Raw genomic sequence first — 17,509 nt, forward strand, 5'->3', positions numbered from 1 at the left:
GGTCCTGTGGAGCAGTTTGGAGTGCTCGCCACCCTGTCAAGGTGGAGGCCGCGGGTTCAAATCCCGTCAGGACCGCTGAGGTTTCACGTGAAACCTCGCGGCTGGGTAGCTCAGTTGGTACGAGCGATCGCCTGAAAAGCGATAGGTCGCCGGTTCGACCCCGGCCCCAGCCACAGTAGGGCCCCGATCCTCGGATCGGGGCCCTGTTGTATGCCGGGGCAAAAGCGTTCGCCAGGAATTTCCCGGGGATGCGATCCTGGAACCCGTATGTCTACGCACCCCGCCCCCGCCCTCGGCGCCCTCGCCCCCCGCCTGACCGAGCTGTCGCTGCGCGACGCGCATCGGCTCGGCCGGAGGCTGGAGGGTGCACGGAAGATCCGCAAACCGGAGGCCCGTGCCGCCGTTCTCGCCGAGATCGAGGCGGAGGTGGCCAAGGCCGAGCAGCGCATCGGAGAGCGCCGGGCCCGGGTGCCCGCCGTCAGCTACCCCGAGCAGCTCCCGGTCAGCCAGAAGAAGGACGTGATCGCGGAGGCCATCCGTGATCACCAGGTCGTCATCGTCGCCGGTGAGACCGGGTCCGGAAAGACCACGCAGATCCCGAAGATCTGTGTCGAGCTCGGCCGTGGCGTCCGCGGCATGATCGGGCACACCCAGCCCCGCCGGATCGCCGCGCGCACCGTCGCCGAGCGGGTCGCGGACGAGCTGGACACCCCGCTCGGCGAGGCCGTCGGCTGGAAGGTGCGGTTCACCGACCAGGTGAATCCGGACGCCACGTTCATCAAGCTGATGACGGACGGCATCCTGCTCGCCGAGATCCAGACCGACCGCGAGCTGCGCGCCTACGACACGATCATCATCGACGAGGCCCACGAGCGGTCCCTCAACATCGACTTCCTGCTGGGCTACCTGGCCCAGCTGCTGCCGAAGCGCCCCGACCTCAAGGTCGTCATCACCTCGGCGACCATCGACCCCGAGCGCTTCTCCCGCCACTTCGGTGACGCCCCGATCATCGAGGTCAGCGGCCGGACGTACCCGGTGGAGGTGCGGTACCGCCCGCTCCTGGAGGAGGACGGCGACGACGCCGACCGCGACCAGATCACCGCGATCACCGACGCCGTCGAGGAGCTGATGGGCGAGGGCAAGGGCGACATCCTCGTCTTCCTCTCCGGTGAACGGGAGATCCGGGACACGGCGGACGCGCTAGAGAAGAAGAGATACAAGTTCACCGAGGTGCTGCCGCTGTACGCGCGGCTCTCGCACGCCGAGCAGCACCGCGTGTTCCAGCAGCACACCGGGCGCCGGATCGTCCTCGCGACCAACGTCGCCGAGACCTCCCTCACCGTCCCGGGCATCAAGTACGTCATCGACCCCGGCTTCGCCCGCATCTCCCGCTACAGCCACCGCACCAAGGTGCAGCGGCTGCCCATCGAGCCGATCTCGCAGGCCAGCGCCAACCAGCGCAAGGGCCGCTGCGGGCGTACGTCCGACGGCATCTGCGTCCGGCTCTACAGCGAGGACGACTTCCTCGCCCGGCCGGAGTTCACGGACGCGGAGATCCTCCGCACCAACCTCGCCTCCGTCATCCTCCAGATGACCGCCGCCGGCCTCGGCGACATCGAGAAGTTCCCCTTCATCGACCCGCCGGACCACCGCAACATCCGCGACGGCGTGCAGCTCCTCCAGGAGCTCGGCGCGCTCGACCCGGCGCAGAAGGACGTACGCAAGCGGCTGACCGACACCGGCCGGAAGCTCGCCCAGCTGCCCGTCGACCCGCGCCTCGCGCGGATGGTGCTGGAGGCCGACAAGAACGGCTGCGTCCGCGAGGTCATGGTCATAGCGGCGGCCCTGTCCATCCAGGACCCGCGGGAACGCCCGTCGGAGAAGCAGGCCCAGGCCGACCAGCAGCACGCCCGCTTCAGGGACGAGACCAGCGACTTCCTCGCCTTCCTCAACCTGTGGCGGTACGTCCGCGAGCAGCAGAAGGAGCGCGGCTCGTCGTCCTTCCGCCGGATGTGCAAGCAGGAGTACCTCAACTTCCTGCGGATCCGCGAGTGGCAGGACATCTACACGCAGCTGCGCACGGTCGCCAAGCAGATGGGCCTCCATCTCGGCGACGACGACAGCACCGCCCCCGACGACCGCGTGCACGTGTCGCTGCTGGCCGGTCTGCTCTCCCACGTCGGCATGAAGGACGTGAAGGAGGGCGCGAAGAACGAGTACCTGGGCGCGCGCAACGCCAAGTTCGCGATCTTCCCGGGCTCGGCGCTGTTCAAGAAGCCCCCGCGGTTCGTGATGTCGGCCGAGCTGGTGGAGACCTCCCGGCTCTGGGCCCGCGTCAACGCGAAGATCGAGCCCGAGTGGGTCGAACCGCTCGCCGGACACCTCCTCAAGCGCACCTACAGCGAGCCGCACTGGGAGAAGGACCAGGCGGCCGTGATGGCGTACGAGAAGGTCACGCTGTACGGCGTGCCGATCGTGGCGCAGCGCAAGGTGAACTACGGGCGGATCGACCCGGAGGTCAGCCGCGAGCTGTTCATCCGCAACGCCCTGGTCGAGGGCGACTGGCGCACGCACCACAAGTTCTTCGCCGACAACCGCAAGCTGCTGACCGAGGTCGAGGAGCTGGAGCACCGCGCCCGGCGCCGCGACATCCTGGTCGACGACGAGACGCTGTACGACTTCTACGACCAGCGGGTGCCCGAACACGTCGTGTCCGGTGCGCACTTCGACTCCTGGTGGAAGCACAAGCGGCACGAGCAGCCCGACTTCCTCGACTTCGAGCGCGAGATGCTCATCAACGAGAAGGCGGGTGCGGTCACCAAGGACGACTATCCGGACTCCTGGCGCCAGGGGCCGCTGAAGTTCCGGGTGACCTACCAGTTCGAGCCGGGCGCGGACGCCGACGGCGTGACCGTCCACATCCCGCTCCAGGTGCTCAACCAGGTCACGGACGAGGGCTTCGACTGGCAGATCCCGGGCCTGCGCGAGCAGGTGGTCACGGAGCTGATCCGCACCCTGCCCAAGCCGATCCGCCGCAACTACGTGCCGGCGCCGAACTACGCGCAGAAGTTCCTGGAGCGGGCGGTCCCGCTCCAGGAGCCGCTGACGGTGACCATGGCGCGGGAGCTCAAGCGCATGGTGGGGGTGCCGTTCGAGGCGGAGGACTTCGACTGGGCGAAGGTCCCCGACCACCTGAAGATCACGTTCCGGATCGTCGACGAACGGCGCCGCAAGCTGGCCGAGGACAAGGACCTGGAGGTCCTGAAGCTCCGGCTGAAGCCGAAGGCGCGCAAGGCGCTGTCGCAGGCCGCGGCGGCCACGGCGGAGCGCAGCGGCGGCGAGTCGCTGGAGCGCACCGGCCTGACGGACTGGACGATCGGCGCCCTGTCCCGCGTCTTCGAGACCCGCCGCGCCGGTCAGCCGGTGAAGGCCTACCCGGCGCTCGTCGACGACGGCGACACGGTGTCCGTGCGCCTCTTCGACACCGAGGCCGAGCAGGCGCAGGCGATGTGGAAGGGCACGCGCCGGCTGATCCTGCGCAACATCCCGGTCAACCCGGCGAAGTTCGCGTCCGAAAAGCTGACCAACCAGCAGAAGCTGGGCCTGTCCGCGAATCCGCACGGTTCGATCCAGGCCCTGTTCGACGACTGCGCCATGGCGGCGGCCGACAAGCTGATCGCCGACTTCGGCGGGCCGGCGTGGGACGAGGAGTCGTACCGCAAGCTGTACGACAAGGTCCGCGCGGAGATCGTCGACACGACCGTCCGTACGGTGGGCCAGGTGCAGCAGGTGCTGGCCGCATGGGCGGCCTGTGAGCGCCGCCTGAAGGCCGTGCGCAGCCCGGCGCTGCTGGCGAACCTCCAGGACGTGCGGACACAGCTGGACGGCCTGGTGAAGCCCGGCTTCGTGACGGCGGCCGGCGTCGGGCGGCTGCCCGACCTGATGCGCTATCTGGTCGCCGCCGACCGGCGCCTCCAGCAGATGCCGGCCAACGTCCAGCGGGACACGACCCGCATGGAGAAGGTCCACGAGATGCAGGACGAGTACGCGTGGCTGCTGGAGCAGATGCCCCGGGGGCGGCCGGTCCCGCGGCCGGTCCTGGACGTCCGCTGGATGATCGAGGAGCTGCGGGTCAGCTACTTCGCCCACGCGCTGGGGACGGCGTACCCGATCTCCGACAAGCGGATCGTGAAGGCGATCGACGCTCTGGCGCCGTAGCGGCGAAGCCGTGACGAGGACCGCACGGAGGGTGAGTTCGACCCTGGGCCCACCCTCCTGTAGAGTCTCTTCTCGCAGCGCAACGCAAGAAAGTGCCGCAAAACCTGGTCCTGTGGAGCAGTTTGGAGTGCTCGCCACCCTGTCAAGGTGGAGGCCGCGGGTTCAAATCCCGTCAGGACCGCAGTGAAGAGGGCCCGCACCGATCGGTGCGGGCCTTCTGCGTGCTGTCTGCGTGCCCTCCACGGGTGCCTTGCGCCGGATACGCCCCCGAAGCCCTCAGCGCCCCTCTCGCGGCCTTGACGGCGTCGTCTTCGCTCGGTACTCCAAAGACAGGGCACGTTCTCCGTGTGGTCCCTGGAGGTGGCGTATGGCGGCATCGGTCAGGCACGAGACGCGGGCACTGCTCCGCGCGCATCTGTCGGCCGCCTCGTCGTACCGCCATCTGACGCGCCACTGTCCGATCTGCCACCGGCTGCTGCGCCTCGCGTGGGACTCCGCCCCGCCGCCAGCCCCGGCGCCCCCTCCGACGGCCACGTGACCGTCCGTCGGCCCCCAACACCCGTGCCCCCATGGGCTGCTGGAACCACCCGCTCCTCTAGCGCACATATGCCAGAGCCAACAAGCGGCAGCACGTGTGACGGGTGTCACCGCATGAGTTTTTGAAACGGTGGCACTTACGCCTCTCCTACAACTGGTCGATTTAATATGTGCAATTGCACTCTCCCGGAGGGTGCCCCCACACCTTCCCTCACACCTTCCCCCAGGCCCGCCCACAGCGGATCCGACAGCCTCCCCCAGACTCCGACAAGCCCGCTCTCGGCGGCCCACCGGCGGGCACAAAAAAATCGCGCTGGACCCGGCGGAGTCCAGCGCGATCCACGACGTACCCGGCCGGTCGTCCGACATGTGCGAACGGCTTGGGTGTGAGGCCTGTTGGGGCAGGACCCGCGTCGGTTGGAGCTGTGGTGAACGAGCGCTTCGGCAGGTTGGGGGGCCTGCCGTTATGCCCGGTTATGCGGTTGTTCAGGCCTCGCTGCGCTGCTGCGGAATGCCCGCGAGCAGAGCGCGGACCTCGGCCTCGCGGTAGCGGCGATGCCCGCCGAGCGTGCGGATCGACGTGAGCTTGCCGGCCTTCGCCCAGCGCGTGACCGTCTTCGGGTCGACGCGGAACATGGTGGCGACCTCAGCCGGGGTCAGCAGCGGCTCGGCATCAGGGGTGCGAGCGGTCATGAGCGGCCTCCTCGGGAGAACCGAACCTTCTCGGTTCTTTCCTCTAAATTCTGCACCTTGACCCGCGTTGCCCGAAATGGCGGACGCGAGTCGAGTCGGTTATAGGACGAACGGCTTGTCCTCGGCACTACAACTACACCATCTGTCCAGCCGCGTCGGCCAAACCGATGGAATTGCCCTCCCAGGTGTTCATCAGCGACGGATGCCGATGGACCATGCCATAGCGGACAGTCACGCCACTGTGACGATCAGTCACAGGGCGATCAGGAGTCACCAGACCCCCCAAAGCGTGCAATGCTGAGATTCCGCCCACAGTGCACCACAGCAGGACGGATGGAGCCCTCCCCGGACTCCTTGTCCTATTTTGGCATGAGGAGGGGGAAGCGGCGCAAGAGTGGCGTACGTGCGGTCCGTCACGCTTGACACAAACGCCCGGATCGGGACTTCCGTCCCCCGGTGACGAAGTGTCAGGTCACACCGAACAGGTGTCGGAGCGAGAGACGAAACCCCAAATCGGGCGGTACGTCAAACGTCAGTTCGCCGACCGGCGGTCCCGCACCGACCGCCAACGCTCCACCAGCCGCCCGTACGCGGCGCCCGCCGCCGTCCCGTCGCCCCGGCGCAGCGCCTCGATGCCCTCGGCCACGTCCGCCGCCGAGTGGTCGTCCTCCAGCTCGCCGGCCGGCAGGGCGTGCACCAGTCCGCCGTAGTCCAGCTCCACCAGGGACCGCGGGTGGAACTCCTCCAGCCAGCGCCCCACGTCCATCAGGCCGTCGATCAGCGGCCCCTCGTCCACGGCCTCCTTCAGCGCCCGCAGGCCCCGGGCCACCCGCCGGCGGGCCTGCACCATCGGCGTCCGGTAGCGCAGCACCGGCGCCGCGGTCCCGGGGGCGCCGCCGCCCTTGTCGTACTCCCGCTCCTCGTCGGAGACCAGCACGAACCAGTTGATCGGCACCTGCCAGGTGGCCGTGCGGATCCAGGGGCGGGCGTCGGGGTGGCCCTCCAGCCAGCGCTCGTAGTCCTGGGCGGTCTGGCGGCGTACGACCGGGGGGATCAGGGCGTCCAGGACGGGCTCGGGGAAGTCCTCGGCCAGCTCGCCGAGGGCCTGCCAGCCGCGCAGCCGGGTCCGCCACGGGCACACGCGGACCACCCCGTCGGCCTCGGTCACGAAGGCGTCGCCGCTCTCGTGCACCGGTACCGGCACGGGCGGGGTGGGCAGCAGGTCGGCCAGGGAACGGCGCAGCTCGTCCTGGTAGGAGGGCAGGTCGGTGCGGCGGGCGTAGCGGGTCCAGTGACCGCGCTCCGGCTCGGGGAAGGCGGCCAGCGGCTCGTACACACGCAGGTAGGCCGCGTAGGGGACGATCACCGAGGACACCTTGGGCACGCCTGCTCCCTCCCCCGCGCACCGTCCCGAAAACCTGCGGGAGCCGCTCACAAACGCGCGGGAATCTCTGCAAATCGTCGCACGCCTGTACTCCGTGCGGAGGTGATCCTGGGCACTGTGCGGCGGGCGGGCACCACCAGGCTCTAATCTCGTGCCACAGTCCCCGCCACCCGCACGGGGACCCCTTCTCCACCCGCCGCACCTACACAGGAGTCACCACCGTGACCGACGTAACCGGCGCACCTGCTGATGTACTGCACACCCTGTTCCACTCGGATCAGGGGGGTCATGAGCAAGTCGTGCTCTGCCAGGACCGTGCCAGCGGTCTCAAGGCCGTCATCGCCCTCCACTCCACCGCCCTGGGCCCCGCGCTCGGCGGTACGCGCTTCTACCCGTACGCGAACGAGGCGGAGGCCGTCACCGACGCGCTGAACCTCGCGCGCGGGATGTCGTACAAGAACGCCATGGCCGGTCTCGACCACGGCGGCGGCAAGGCCGTGATCATCGGCGACCCGGAGCAGATCAAGAGCGAGGAACTGCTCCTCGCCTACGGCCGGTTCGTCGCCTCGCTCGGCGGCCGCTACGTCACCGCCTGCGACGTCGGCACCTACGTGGCCGACATGGACGTCGTGGCGCGCGAGTGCCGGTGGACGACCGGACGCTCCCCGGAGAACGGCGGCGCGGGCGACTCGTCCGTGCTCACCTCCTACGGCGTCTACCAGGGCATGCGGGCCGCCGCCCAGCACCTGTGGGGCGACCCGACGCTGCGCGACCGCACGGTCGGCATCGCCGGCGTCGGCAAGGTCGGCCACCACCTGGTCGAGCACCTGCTCGCCGAGGGCGCGCACGTGGTCGTCACGGACGTGCGCAAGGACGTCGTGCGGGCCCTCACCGAGCGGCACCCGTCGGTGATCGCCGTCGCCGACACGGACGCGCTGATCCGGGTGGAGAACCTGGACATCTACGCCCCCTGCGCGCTCGGCGGCGCGCTGAACGACGAGACCGTGCCGGTGCTGACCGCGAAGGTGGTGTGCGGCGCGGCCAACAACCAGCTCGCGCACCCGGGCGTCGAGAAGGACCTCGCCGACCGCGGGATCCTCTACGCGCCGGACTACGTGGTGAACGCCGGCGGGGTCATCCAGGTCGCCGACGAGCTGCACGGCTTCGACTTCGAGCGGTGCAAGGCGAAGGCGGCGAAGATCTACGACACCACGCTTGCGATCTTCGCACGTGCGAAGGAAGACGGTATTCCGCCGGCCGCCGCGGCCGACCGGATCGCCGAGCAGCGGATGTCGGAGGCACGCGCGCGGCGCTGATCCGGAGACGGTGCGTCACGCGTTCCGGAGGGCACTCCGCGGGTGCTTCGAGGGCACTTTGAGAGCCGTCTTCGAAGGTTTGAGCGGTACCCGCCGGCGGGCAGTTGGAGAGAACTCTCACTTCTCCCGGCGGGTCGACCGTCGAAAGGTGGTTAAAATCGCCTTTGACCAGCGAGGACGGGGCGCCTCGCAGGTCCTGGGCGTAGCCACGTCCTACGGGCGACGTACCGTATGGGCGTGGGCTCAGGTACCGTGGAAGCCCTACGGACCGGTCTCTCCATGGAGAGCCCGTTCCGGACCATGAACGCGTGTCAAGACTCTGGGGCCGTCGAGCCCCGTCGTTGAGGGGGTCGAGCCATGGGGCGCGGCCGGGCCAAGGCCAAGCAGACGAAGGTCGCCCGCCAGCTGAAGTACAACAGCGGTGGGACTGATCTCTCCCGCCTGGCCGAGGAGCTGGGCGCATCGACGTCGAGTCCGCAACCGCCTAACGGCGAGCGGTTCGAAGACGATGAGCAGGACGACGAGCTGTACGCAAAGTACGCCGACCTCTACGAGGACGACGAGGACGAGGACGGCCAGTCCCCGCAGCATCGTCGCGGCGCTTGACCCTGCACTGAACACTCACCCGGTCGGTGACTTCCGTCACCGACCGGGTTCTGTGCTACCCGCATCGCTGTGCCGGTCCCCCGGCTCAGCGGGCGTAGTCGCCGGTCATCGTGGCGCCCGTCGCGTGGTCGCCGCGCTCGGTGATCTCGCCGGCGACCCAGGCGTCGACGCCGCGGTCGGCGAGGGTCGTCAGCGCCACGTCGGCGGATTCCTGGGGCACGACGGCGATCATGCCGACGCCCATGTTCAGGGTCTTCTCCAGCTCCAGGCGCTCGACCTTGCCGGTCCGTCCGACGAGGTCGAAGACCGCGCCCGGGGTCCAGGTGGAGCGGTCGACGCTCGCGTGCAGGCCGTCGGGGATCACGCGCGCCAGGTTGGCCGCGAGGCCGCCGCCGGTGACGTGGCTGAAGGCGTGCACGTCGGTGGTGCGCATCAGGGCCAGGCAGTCCAGCGAGTAGATCTTCGTCGGCTCCAGGAGCTCCTCGCCGAGGGTGCGGCCGAGGTCGTCCACGTGCGTGTTCAGGGCCATTCCGGCCTCGTTCAGCAGGACGTGGCGGACGAGTGAGTACCCGTTCGAGTGAAGGCCGGAGGCGGCCATCGCGACGACCGCGTCCCCCTCGCGGATGCGGTCCGGACCGAGCAGCCGGTCGGCCTCCACGACGCCCGTACCGGCGCCGGCGACGTCGAAGTCGTCCTCGCCGAGCAGGCCGGGGTGCTCGGCCGTCTCGCCGCCCACCAGGGCGCAGCCGGCCAGGACACAGCCCTCGGCGATGCCCTTGACGATGGCGGCGACGCGCTCGGGGTGGACCTTGCCGACGCAGATGTAGTCGGTCATGAACAGCGGCTCGGCGCCGCACACCACGATGTCGTCCATGACCATGGCGACCAGGTCGTGGCCGATGGTGTCGTACACGCCGAGCTGCCGGGCGATGTCGACCTTGGTGCCGACACCGTCCGTGGCCGAGGCCAGCAGGGGACGGTCGTAGTTCTTGAGGGCGGAGGCGTCGAAGAGGCCCGCGAAGCCGCCGAGGCCGCCGAGGACCTCGGGGCGCCGCGTCTTCTTGACCCATTCCTTCATGAGCTCGACGGCGCGGTCGCCCGCCTCGATGTCGACGCCCGCGGCTGCGTAGCTGGCACCAGTTGTGTCAGGCATGACGATGAGAACCTTTGTGTCGTACGGCAGGTCTTGCGGACGGACGGCTACGGGCGACGGATGGCGTCGGCGGCGGCCGTACCGGCGGGCCCGGCGGCCAGCTCGGTCTCCAGGAGCTGCTTGCCGAGCAGCTCGGGGTCGGGGAGCTCCATCGGGTACTCGCCGTCGAAGCAGGCGCGGCAGAGGTTCGGCTTGGCGATGGTGGTCGCCTCGATCATGCCGTCGATGGAGATGTACGCCAGGGAGTCGGCGCCCATCGAGGTGCCGATCTCGTCGATGCTCATGCCGTTGGCGATGAGCTCGGCGCGGGTGGCGAAGTCGATGCCGAAGAAGCAGGGCCACTTCACCGGCGGGGAGGAGATCCGGATGTGGACCTCGGCGGCGCCGGCCTCGCGAAGCATGCGGACCAGGGCCCGCTGGGTGTTGCCGCGGACGATGGAGTCGTCCACGACGACCAGCCGCTTGCCCTTGATGACTTCCTTGAGCGGATTCAGCTTGAGGCGGATGCCGAGCTGGCGGATGGTCTGCGAGGGCTGGATGAAGGTGCGGCCCACGTAGGCGTTCTTCACCAGACCGTTGCCGAAGGGGATGCCGGAGGCCTCGGCGTACCCGATCGCGGCGGGGGTGCCGGACTCCGGGGTCGCTATGACGAGGTCGGCCTCGGCGGGGGCCTCCTTGGCCAGTTTGCGGCCCATCTCGACGCGCGAGAGGTAGACGTTGCGGCCGGCGATGTCGGTGTCCGGGCGGGCCAGGTACACGTACTCGAAGACACAGCCCTTGGGCTTCGCTTCTGCGAATCGCGACGTGCGCAGGCCGTTCTCGTCGATGGCGACGAACTCGCCCGGCTCGATCTCGCGGACGTAGGAGGCGCCGCAGATGTCGAGGGCGGCGGACTCGGAGGCGACGACCCAGCCGCGCTCCAGGCGGCCGAGGACCAGCGGGCGGATGCCCTGCGGGTCACGCGCGGCGTACAGGGTGTGCTCGTCCATGAAGACGAGGCTGAAGGCGCCCATGACCTGGGGAAGGACGCGGTGCGCGGCCTCCTCGATGGTCAGCGGCTTGCCGTCCTCGTCGACCTGGGCCGCGAGGAGCGCGGTCAGCAGGTCGGTGTCGTTGGTCGCCGCGACGCGGGTGGAGCGGCCTTCCTGCTTGGGCAGGTCGGCGACCATCTCGGCGAGCCGGGCGGTGTTGACGAGGTTGCCGTTGTGGCCGAGCGCGATGGAGCCCTGCGCGGTGGCCCGGAAGGTTGGCTGGGCGTTCTCCCACACGGACGCACCGGTGGTCGAGTAGCGGGCGTGACCGACCGCGATGTGACCCTGGAGCGAACCGAGCGAGGTCTCGTCGAAGACCTGGGAGACGAGGCCCATGTCCTTGAAGACGAGGATCTGGGAGCCGTTGCTGACCGCGATTCCCGCGGATTCCTGGCCCCGATGCTGGAGGGCGTAGAGCCCGAAGTAGGAGAGCTTGGCGACCTCTTCGCCCGGGGCCCAGACACCGAAGACGCCGCAAGCGTCCTGGGGGCCCTTCTCGCCGGGAAGCAGATCGTGATTGAGTCGACCGTCACCACGTGGCACGCTCCCGAGTGTAGGCGAGATCGACCACTGGTCCGAATTGGGGATACCGGCTCACCTGCGGATCACTTGCCGGCCACGGCCCGGACCGTGGTGCCGTCTTCGCTGGTCAGCGTCAGGGTTCCGTGATCGATCCGGTAGTCGACCCGGCCCTCGAAGAAGCGGAGCATCCGCTTCTCGGCGTCCATGAGTGAGCCTTCGCACATCATTCGGGTGGTGACCGGAGCGCCCAGGGTGATATGTCCGTCGCGGACGGTGGCCTTGGCGTTGACATGGTTGCAGGGGAGGCGGCCGGAGACGGTGCCCGCCTTCTTGTCGAAGGTGAGGTGGGTGCTGCCCTTGCCGCCGGGTGTCGTGACGGTCCACTCCGTGCCGTACAGGGACGCGTCGTCGGGCCTGCTCAGCCGGACGGTGTCGCCGGCGGAGGTGGTGAGGGTCAGGCGGTCGCTCGCCGTGTCGGCGGTGAGGGAGCCGTCGGCGAGGACGCGGCCGAGGGACTTCTCGAAGTCCGGGGGCGTCTGCTCGCAGGCCTTCTCGGTGAACGCGGCGTCGCTGATCCGGACCCGCTCGCCGTCGACGTCGGCGCGGGCGCTGAAGGTGTTGCAGCCGGTGCTGCCCGCCGCCTCACCGCTGTCGTCGATGCGGACCCGGGCCGCGTCGGGCGCCTCGTGGGTGGTGCCGTCGACGGTGACGCTGTCGATGCTCCAGCGGACGCCGGTGAAGGGCTTATCCGCGCCGACGGATCCGCTGCCGCTGTCGGCCTTCTCGCTGCCGCAGGCCGCCGCGAGCGGGACGAGCACGGCGACGAGGGCCATGGTCAGGGTCTTGCTGCGCTGCTGCTTCTGCCTGTACATGCCGATTCGACGGAGGTGCGGAGCGTCTGGTTCCCCTCAGCTCAGCAGCGGCAGCAGCCCGCCGAGGTCGGCCCGCTCGCCGCTCGCGCTCACCTGGGCCTCGGCCACGGCGTCCTCCCAGGCCAGCCGCCCGGTCGCGAGCCGGACCCAGGTCAGCGGGTCGGTCTCGACGACGTTGGGCGGGGTGCCGCGGGTGTGCCGGGGGCCCTCGACGCACTGCACGACGGCGTACGGCGGCACCCGCACCTCCGTGGACCCGCCGGGCGCCTTCAGGGCGAGCGCGTCGGCGAGCAGCCGGGTCGCGGCGGCCAGGGCCTGGCGGTCGTAGGGGACGGCGAGGCCGGGCACGGCGGCGTTCAGGTCGTCGGTGTGGACGACGAGTTCGACGGTGCGGGTGACGAGGTAGTCGTCCAGCGGCAGCGCGCCCGCGTTGGTCTCCAGGAGCCGGCTGCCGGGGTGCTCGGCGAGCAGGGCGCGCAGGCTCTCCTCGATGCCGGCGAGGTGATCGCCGAGGTCGGGGTGGTCTGCGGCGAGCCGGCGCGTGAAGTCGTCGATCGCGGCGGAGTTGGCGGCGGTGGCGAAGGGCCACTCGGCGACCTGGACGTCCTGCGCGGCCGGGGCGGGCCGGTCCAGGGCGCGGTGCAGCGCGGTCAGGGCCATCCCGATGTGCGCCACCAGTTCCCGTACGGTCCAGTCCCCCAGCCGCGTCGGCAGCGCGAGCTGCTCGGGTCCGAGGGTGCGCACCGCGTCCCTGACGTGCCCGAACTGGGCGAACACGGCGGCACGGGTGCGGGCGGGGTCGTAGCTGCGGGCACGTTTCCTGGCGGGCGGCATGGCGGTGAGCCTAGTGGGCGCGGTGGGCGGCGCACTCGGCAATATCGGGTGAGCCCGGGGGACCACCGGCGAGGCCCCGCCCGGACGGTTCCGGGCGGGGCCTCGTCGTCGCGGTGGGCCGGCGGTTACGCCAGCAGTGCCGGGATGGTGCCCTCGTGGGCCTCGCGGAGGTCGGTCAGGGGAAGGGTGAACTCGCCCTGGACCTCCACCGCGTCCCCGTCCACGACACCGATGCGGGCGACGGGCAGGCCCCGCGCGCCGCACATGTCGGTGAAGCGGAGCTCCTCCGAACGCGGGACGGCGACGACCGCGCGGCCCGCCGACTCCGAGAACAGGAAGGTGAAGGCGTCGAGCCCGTCCGGGACGACCAGCCGCGCGCCCCTGCCGCCGAGCAGCGCCGACTCCACGACCGCCTGGACCAGACCGCCGTCGGACAGGTCGTGCGCGGAGTCGATCATGCCGTCGCGGGAGGCGGAGATCAGGATCTCGGCGAGCAGCCGCTCCCGCTCCAGGTCGACCGTGGGCGGCAGGCCGCCGAGGTGGTCGTGGATGACCTGGGACCAGGCCGAGCCGCCGAACTCCTCACGCGTGTCGCCGAGGAGGTACAGCAGCTGGCCGTCCTCCTGGAAGGCGACCGGCGTGCGCCGGGCCACGTCGTCGATGACGCCGAGAACCGCGACGACCGGCGTCGGGTGGATGGCCGCCTCGCCCGTCTGGTTGTAGAGCGAGACGTTGCCGCCGGTCACCGGGGTGCCGAGCTGGAGGCACCCGTCGGCCAGGCCGCGCACGGCCTCGGCGAACTGCCACATGACCGCCGGGTCCTCCGGCGAGCCGAAGTTCAGGCAGTCGGAGACCGCGAGGGGCTTGGCACCGGTGGTCGCGACGTTGCGGTACGCCTCCGCCAGGGCCAGCTGCGCGCCCGTGTACGGGTCGAGCTTGGCGTACCGGCCGTTGCCGTCCGTGGCGATGGCGACGCCGAGGCCGCTCTCCTCGTCCACGCGGATCATGCCGGAGTCCTCGGGCTGGGCGAGGACGGTGTTGCCCTGCACGAAGTGGTCGTACTGCTGGGTGATCCACTGCTTGGACGCCTGGTTCGGGGAGGACACCAGCTTCAGGACCTGGTCCTTCAGCTCCTCGCCCGTCCCCGGCCGGGGCAGCTTGTTCGCGTCGTCGGCCTGGAGGGCGTCCTGCCACTCGGGGCGGGCGTAGGGGCGCTCGTAGACCGGGCCGTCGTGGGCGACCGTGCGCGGGTCGACGTCGATGATCTTGCCGCCGTGCCAGAAGATCTCCAGGCGGTCGCCGTCGGTCACCTCACCGATGACGGTGGCGATGACGTCCCACTTGTCGCAGATCTCCAGGAAGCGGTCGACCTTCTCGGGCTCGACGACCGCGCACATGCGCTCCTGCGACTCGCTCATGAGGATCTCCTCGGGCGAGAGCGTGGAGTCGCGCAGCGGGACGTCGTCCAGGGTGACGCGCATGCCGCCGGAGCCGTTCGACGCCAGCTCGCTGGTCGCGCAGGACAGGCCCGCGGCGCCCAGGTCCTGGATGCCGACGACGAGCTTCTCCTTGAACGCCTCCAGGGTGCACTCGATGAGGAGCTTCTCCTGGAAGGGGTCGCCGACCTGCACGGCGGGGCGCTTGGACGGCTTCGCGTCGTCGAAGGTCTCGGAGGCGAGGATCGAGGCGCCGCCGATGCCGTCGCCGCCGGTGCGGGCGCCGTAGAGGATGACCTTGTTGCCCGCGCCGGACGCCTTGGCGAGGTGGATGTCCTCGTGCCGCATGACGCCGATGGCACCGGCGTTGACCAGCGGGTTGCCCTGGTAGCAGGCGTCGAAGACGACCTCGCCGCCGATGTTGGGCAGGCCCAGGCAGTTGCCGTAGCCGCCGATGCCGGCGACGACGCCGGGCAGCACGCGCTTGGTGTCGGGGTGGTCCGCGGCGCCGAAGCGCAGGGGGTCCACGACGGCGACGGGACGCGCGCCCATGGCGATGATGTCGCGGACGATACCGCCGACGCCGGTCGCGGCGCCCTGGTAGGGCTCCACGTACGACGGGTGGTTGTGCGACTCGACCTTGAAGGTGACCGCGTAGCCCTGGCCGACGTCGACCACACCGGCGTTCTCGCCGATGCCGACGAGCATCGCGTCGTTCTGCGGGGCCTTCTCGCCGAACTGGCGGAGGTGGACCTTGGAGGACTTGTACGAGCAGTGCTCGGACCACATGACGGAGTACATGGCCAGCTCGGCGCCGGTGGGGCGGCGGCCGAGGATCTCCACGACCCTCTCGTACTCGTCCTTCTTCAGGCCCAGTTCGGCCCAGGGCAGCTCGACGTCGGGGGTCGCGGCCGCGTGCTCGACCGTGTCCAGAGGCGTCCGGCTCATGCGTTGACCAGCTTCTTGAGGATCGAGGTGAAGAACGGGAGGCCGTCGGTGCGGCCGGTGCCGATCAGCGGCTCGACGGCGTGCTCGGGGTGCGGCATCAGGCCGACGACGTTGCCCGCCGCGTTGGTGATGCCGGCGATGTCGTTGAGCGAGCCGTTCGGGTTGAAGTCCACGTAACGGAACGCGACGCGGCCCTCGGCCTCCAGCTCGTCCAGCGTCCGCCGGTCGGCGACGTATCGCCCGTCCATGTTCTTCAGCGGGATGTGGATCTCCTGGCCGGCGCTGTAGTCGCTGGTCCAGGCGGTGTCCGCGTTCTCCACCCGCAGCTTCTGGTCGCGGCAGATGAAGTGCAGGTGGTCGTTGCCGAGCATGCCGCCGGGCAGCAGGTGGGCCTCCGTGAGGATCTGGAAGCCGTTGCAGATGCCGAGCACCGGGAGACCGGCCTTCGCCTGGTCGATGACGGTGTCCATCACCGGCGAGAAGCGCGCGATGGCGCCGGCGCGCAGATAGTCGCCGTAGGAGAAACCGCCGCACAGCACCACGGCGTCGACCTGCTTGAGGTCCTTGTCCTTGTGCCAGAGCGCCACGGGTTCGGCACCGGCGACGCGGATCGCGCGCTGCGTGTCCCGGTCGTCGAGGCTGCCGGGGAAAGTGACGACGCCAATACGAGCGGTCACTTCACAGCCTCCGCGACTACGTCCTCGGACTCGACCTTGACGGTGAAGTCCTCGATCACGGTGTTGGCGAGGAAGGATTCCGCAAGATCATGGATGCGGGCGAGGGCGGCCTCGTCGACCGGCCCGTCAACTTCCAGTTCGAAACGCTTTCCCTGACGGACGTCCGAGATCCCCTCGAAACCCAGCCGCGGCAGTGCGCGCTGCACCGCCTGGCCCTGGGGGTCGAGGATCTCCGGCTTGAGCATGACGTCGACTACGACGCGTGCCACTGGCACTCCCGGTGTGTGGTGCTGAGCAGGTTCCTTCAGACTACCCGTACAAAATTTCTACGCGCGTAGCCTTGGAGGAAAGTACGTGAGCGCGGTCACGATTCGGCATCCGGGGGATGCTCGCGCGAAAAGCTTCGGGAAAGATCTCGGATCCGCTGCGGATGTCTATTGCGCGGGGGACACGCGGAGAGATTTAGTCGGGCTTCCCATTGCAATGCCGGGCACTGTACAAATGAAATGTCATTAGCCGATACTTTGCCCAATTACAGGCGAACAGTCGGCATCAACGCGGTGTCCTGGCACGTCATCGCGGAGATGCCGCACGAAGGGACCGATATTCGTGGCGCAGCGTGTCGTGGTCACTCTCTTTGACGACATCGACGGCTCGGAAGCGGCGGAGACGATCGCCTTCGGTGTCGACGGCCGGATGTACGAGATCGACCTGAACGAAGCCAATGCCCGGAAACTGCGCAAGGCCCTGGAGCCCTACGTGTCGGCGGGCCGGAAGCGGTCGCGGTCCGGCAAGGCGTACCGGCAGACGGAGGTCGCCCCCGACCCGGCGGCGGTCCGCGCCTGGGCCCAGGCCAACAAGATGGACGTGCCCGCGCGGGGCCGGATCCCGAAGAAGGTCTACGAGGCGTTCGCCGAGTCGCGGTGAGCGGTCCGGCCCGCCGACGGCCGCTCAGCCGCCCCTCGCGGCAACCGACTTGCGCGACACCCCGGGTGATCAGCTAAAGTCTGGAGCACGCCGAGGGGCGAGGCCGAAAGGCCCAGCTCACGGAACATGCGGGTGTAGTTCAGTAGTAGAACATCCCCCTTCCAGGGGGAAGGCGCAGTGTGCAATTCCTGTCACCCGCTCTGCATCGCCGTACCGGCCACTCGATTGGATCAGGTAGGCTGGTGCTCGCACCGATCGGTGAAGGCCGGTCGGGGGCAATGCGGACGTAGCTCAGTTGGTAGAGCGCAACCTTGCCAAGGTTGAGGTCGCGAGTTCGAGCCTCGTCGTCCGCTCG

The 17,509-nt window shown here is 69.5% G+C and carries 14 protein-coding genes and 5 tRNA genes; 10 read left to right on the top strand and 9 right to left on the bottom strand.

The window, feature by feature from the left end; translation table 11 throughout:
* The 5 genes from GTW67_RS17140 (at nucleotide 1) to GTW67_RS37730 (ending at nucleotide 4,756) form a co-directional block, all read left to right on the top strand.
* Nucleotides 1-75: transfer RNA gene (locus tag GTW67_RS17140), tRNA-Asp, on the top strand.
* Between the two features lie 24 nt (nucleotides 76-99).
* Nucleotides 100-173: transfer RNA gene (locus GTW67_RS17145), tRNA-Phe, on the top strand.
* Nucleotides 174-267: 94 nt separating this feature from the next.
* Nucleotides 268-4,218 (top strand): ATP-dependent RNA helicase HrpA, encoded by a 3,951-nt coding sequence (gene hrpA, locus GTW67_RS17150; RefSeq protein ID WP_161165698.1) that lies wholly within the window; start codon nucleotides 268-270, stop codon nucleotides 4,216-4,218.
* A gap of 106 nt (nucleotides 4,219-4,324) precedes the next feature.
* Nucleotides 4,325-4,399, top strand: a tRNA-Asp gene (locus tag GTW67_RS17155).
* A 186-nt stretch (nucleotides 4,400-4,585) separates the two neighbouring features.
* The gene (locus GTW67_RS37730; RefSeq protein ID WP_237518908.1) at nucleotides 4,586-4,756 is read left to right on the top strand and encodes a DUF6274 family protein; all 171 of its coding nucleotides are present in this window, start codon (nucleotides 4,586-4,588) and stop codon (nucleotides 4,754-4,756) included.
* A gap of 485 nt (nucleotides 4,757-5,241) precedes the next feature.
* Here the strand turns inward: GTW67_RS37730 and bldC are convergent, their stop codons facing one another.
* A complete protein-coding gene (bldC, locus tag GTW67_RS17160; protein WP_003949541.1) occupies nucleotides 5,242-5,448 on the bottom strand; it encodes a developmental transcriptional regulator BldC in 207 nt (68 codons plus the stop codon).
* A gap of 532 nt (nucleotides 5,449-5,980) precedes the next feature.
* Nucleotides 5,981-6,832 carry a DUF8083 family protein gene (locus tag GTW67_RS17165; protein WP_161165699.1) on the bottom strand — a complete coding sequence of 284 codons (852 nt, stop codon included), beginning with the start codon at nucleotides 6,830-6,832 and terminating at the stop codon, nucleotides 5,981-5,983.
* Between the two features lie 221 nt (nucleotides 6,833-7,053).
* Between GTW67_RS17165 and GTW67_RS17170 the strand changes: the two genes are divergently transcribed.
* Entirely contained in the window at nucleotides 7,054-8,148 is a 1,095-nt protein-coding gene (locus GTW67_RS17170) for a Glu/Leu/Phe/Val dehydrogenase dimerization domain-containing protein (RefSeq protein ID WP_161165700.1), read from the top strand.
* Nucleotides 8,149-8,505: 357 nt separating this feature from the next.
* Complete coding sequence (locus GTW67_RS17175) at nucleotides 8,506-8,754, top strand: DUF3073 domain-containing protein (RefSeq protein WP_161165701.1); 249 nt, start codon at nucleotides 8,506-8,508, stop codon at nucleotides 8,752-8,754.
* A gap of 85 nt (nucleotides 8,755-8,839) precedes the next feature.
* On the opposite strand, the gene purM is transcribed toward GTW67_RS17175, so the two are convergent.
* The 7 genes from purM to purS all read right to left on the bottom strand — a co-directional run bounded on the left by purM (nucleotide 8,840) and on the right by purS (nucleotide 16,496).
* Nucleotides 8,840-9,907, bottom strand: a complete 1,068-nt coding sequence (purM, locus tag GTW67_RS17180) for a phosphoribosylformylglycinamidine cyclo-ligase (RefSeq protein ID WP_161165702.1) — start codon at nucleotides 9,905-9,907, stop codon at nucleotides 8,840-8,842.
* A gap of 47 nt (nucleotides 9,908-9,954) precedes the next feature.
* Nucleotides 9,955-11,481, bottom strand: a complete 1,527-nt coding sequence (gene purF, locus GTW67_RS17185; protein WP_161165703.1) for an amidophosphoribosyltransferase — start codon at nucleotides 11,479-11,481, stop codon at nucleotides 9,955-9,957.
* 62 nt (nucleotides 11,482-11,543) lie between these two features.
* Nucleotides 11,544-12,332 (bottom strand): META domain-containing protein, encoded by a 789-nt coding sequence (locus tag GTW67_RS17190; RefSeq protein ID WP_161165704.1) that lies wholly within the window; start codon nucleotides 12,330-12,332, stop codon nucleotides 11,544-11,546.
* A gap of 36 nt (nucleotides 12,333-12,368) precedes the next feature.
* Nucleotides 12,369-13,166 carry a maleylpyruvate isomerase family mycothiol-dependent enzyme gene (locus GTW67_RS17195; RefSeq protein WP_161165705.1) on the bottom strand — a complete coding sequence of 266 codons (798 nt, stop codon included), beginning with the start codon at nucleotides 13,164-13,166 and terminating at the stop codon, nucleotides 12,369-12,371.
* 125 nt (nucleotides 13,167-13,291) lie between these two features.
* Nucleotides 13,292-15,550, bottom strand: a complete 2,259-nt coding sequence (gene purL, locus GTW67_RS17200) for a phosphoribosylformylglycinamidine synthase subunit PurL (protein WP_161165706.1) — start codon at nucleotides 15,548-15,550, stop codon at nucleotides 13,292-13,294.
* Nucleotides 15,547-16,227 carry a phosphoribosylformylglycinamidine synthase subunit PurQ gene (purQ, locus tag GTW67_RS17205; RefSeq protein ID WP_161165707.1) on the bottom strand — a complete coding sequence of 227 codons (681 nt, stop codon included), beginning with the start codon at nucleotides 16,225-16,227 and terminating at the stop codon, nucleotides 15,547-15,549. Before purQ ends, purL begins: the two co-directional genes overlap by 4 nt.
* Nucleotides 16,224-16,496, bottom strand: a complete 273-nt coding sequence (purS, locus tag GTW67_RS17210) for a phosphoribosylformylglycinamidine synthase subunit PurS (protein WP_161165708.1) — start codon at nucleotides 16,494-16,496, stop codon at nucleotides 16,224-16,226. Before purS ends, purQ begins: the two co-directional genes overlap by 4 nt.
* 340 nt (nucleotides 16,497-16,836) lie before the next feature.
* Between purS and GTW67_RS17215 the strand changes: the two genes are divergently transcribed.
* From GTW67_RS17215 to GTW67_RS17225, 3 genes are all read left to right on the top strand, one after another.
* Nucleotides 16,837-17,154 carry an Lsr2 dimerization domain-containing protein gene (locus tag GTW67_RS17215; RefSeq protein WP_161165709.1) on the top strand — a complete coding sequence of 106 codons (318 nt, stop codon included), beginning with the start codon at nucleotides 16,837-16,839 and terminating at the stop codon, nucleotides 17,152-17,154.
* A gap of 128 nt (nucleotides 17,155-17,282) precedes the next feature.
* A tRNA-Gly gene (locus GTW67_RS17220) sits at nucleotides 17,283-17,354 on the top strand.
* Nucleotides 17,355-17,434: 80 nt separating this feature from the next.
* Nucleotides 17,435-17,507: transfer RNA gene (locus GTW67_RS17225), tRNA-Gly, on the top strand.
* Nucleotides 17,508-17,509 lie beyond the last annotated feature (2 nt).

Origin of the sequence: Streptomyces sp. SID5910, assembly GCF_009862125.1 — a bacterium.
Taxonomy (GTDB): domain Bacteria; phylum Actinomycetota; class Actinomycetes; order Streptomycetales; family Streptomycetaceae; genus Streptomyces.

Bases quoted from the DNA above. Each gene is read 5' to 3' on its own strand.
- hrpA (WP_161165698.1), top strand. From the start codon at position 268: ATGTCTACGCACCCCGCCCCCGCCCTCGGCGCCCTCGCCCCCCGCCTG.
- purL (WP_161165706.1), bottom strand. From the start codon at position 15,550: ATGAGCCGGACGCCTCTGGACACGGTCGAGCACGCGGCCGCGACCCCC.
- GTW67_RS17175 (WP_161165701.1), top strand. From the start codon at position 8,506: ATGGGGCGCGGCCGGGCCAAGGCCAAGCAGACGAAGGTCGCCCGCCAG.
- GTW67_RS17190 (WP_161165704.1), bottom strand. From the start codon at position 12,332: ATGTACAGGCAGAAGCAGCAGCGCAGCAAGACCCTGACCATGGCCCTC.
- GTW67_RS17195 (WP_161165705.1), bottom strand. From the start codon at position 13,166: ATGCCGCCCGCCAGGAAACGTGCCCGCAGCTACGACCCCGCCCGCACC.
- bldC (WP_003949541.1), bottom strand. From the start codon at position 5,448: ATGACCGCTCGCACCCCTGATGCCGAGCCGCTGCTGACCCCGGCTGAG.
- purM (WP_161165702.1), bottom strand. From the start codon at position 9,907: ATGCCTGACACAACTGGTGCCAGCTACGCAGCCGCGGGCGTCGACATC.
- GTW67_RS37730 (WP_237518908.1), top strand. From the start codon at position 4,586: ATGGCGGCATCGGTCAGGCACGAGACGCGGGCACTGCTCCGCGCGCAT.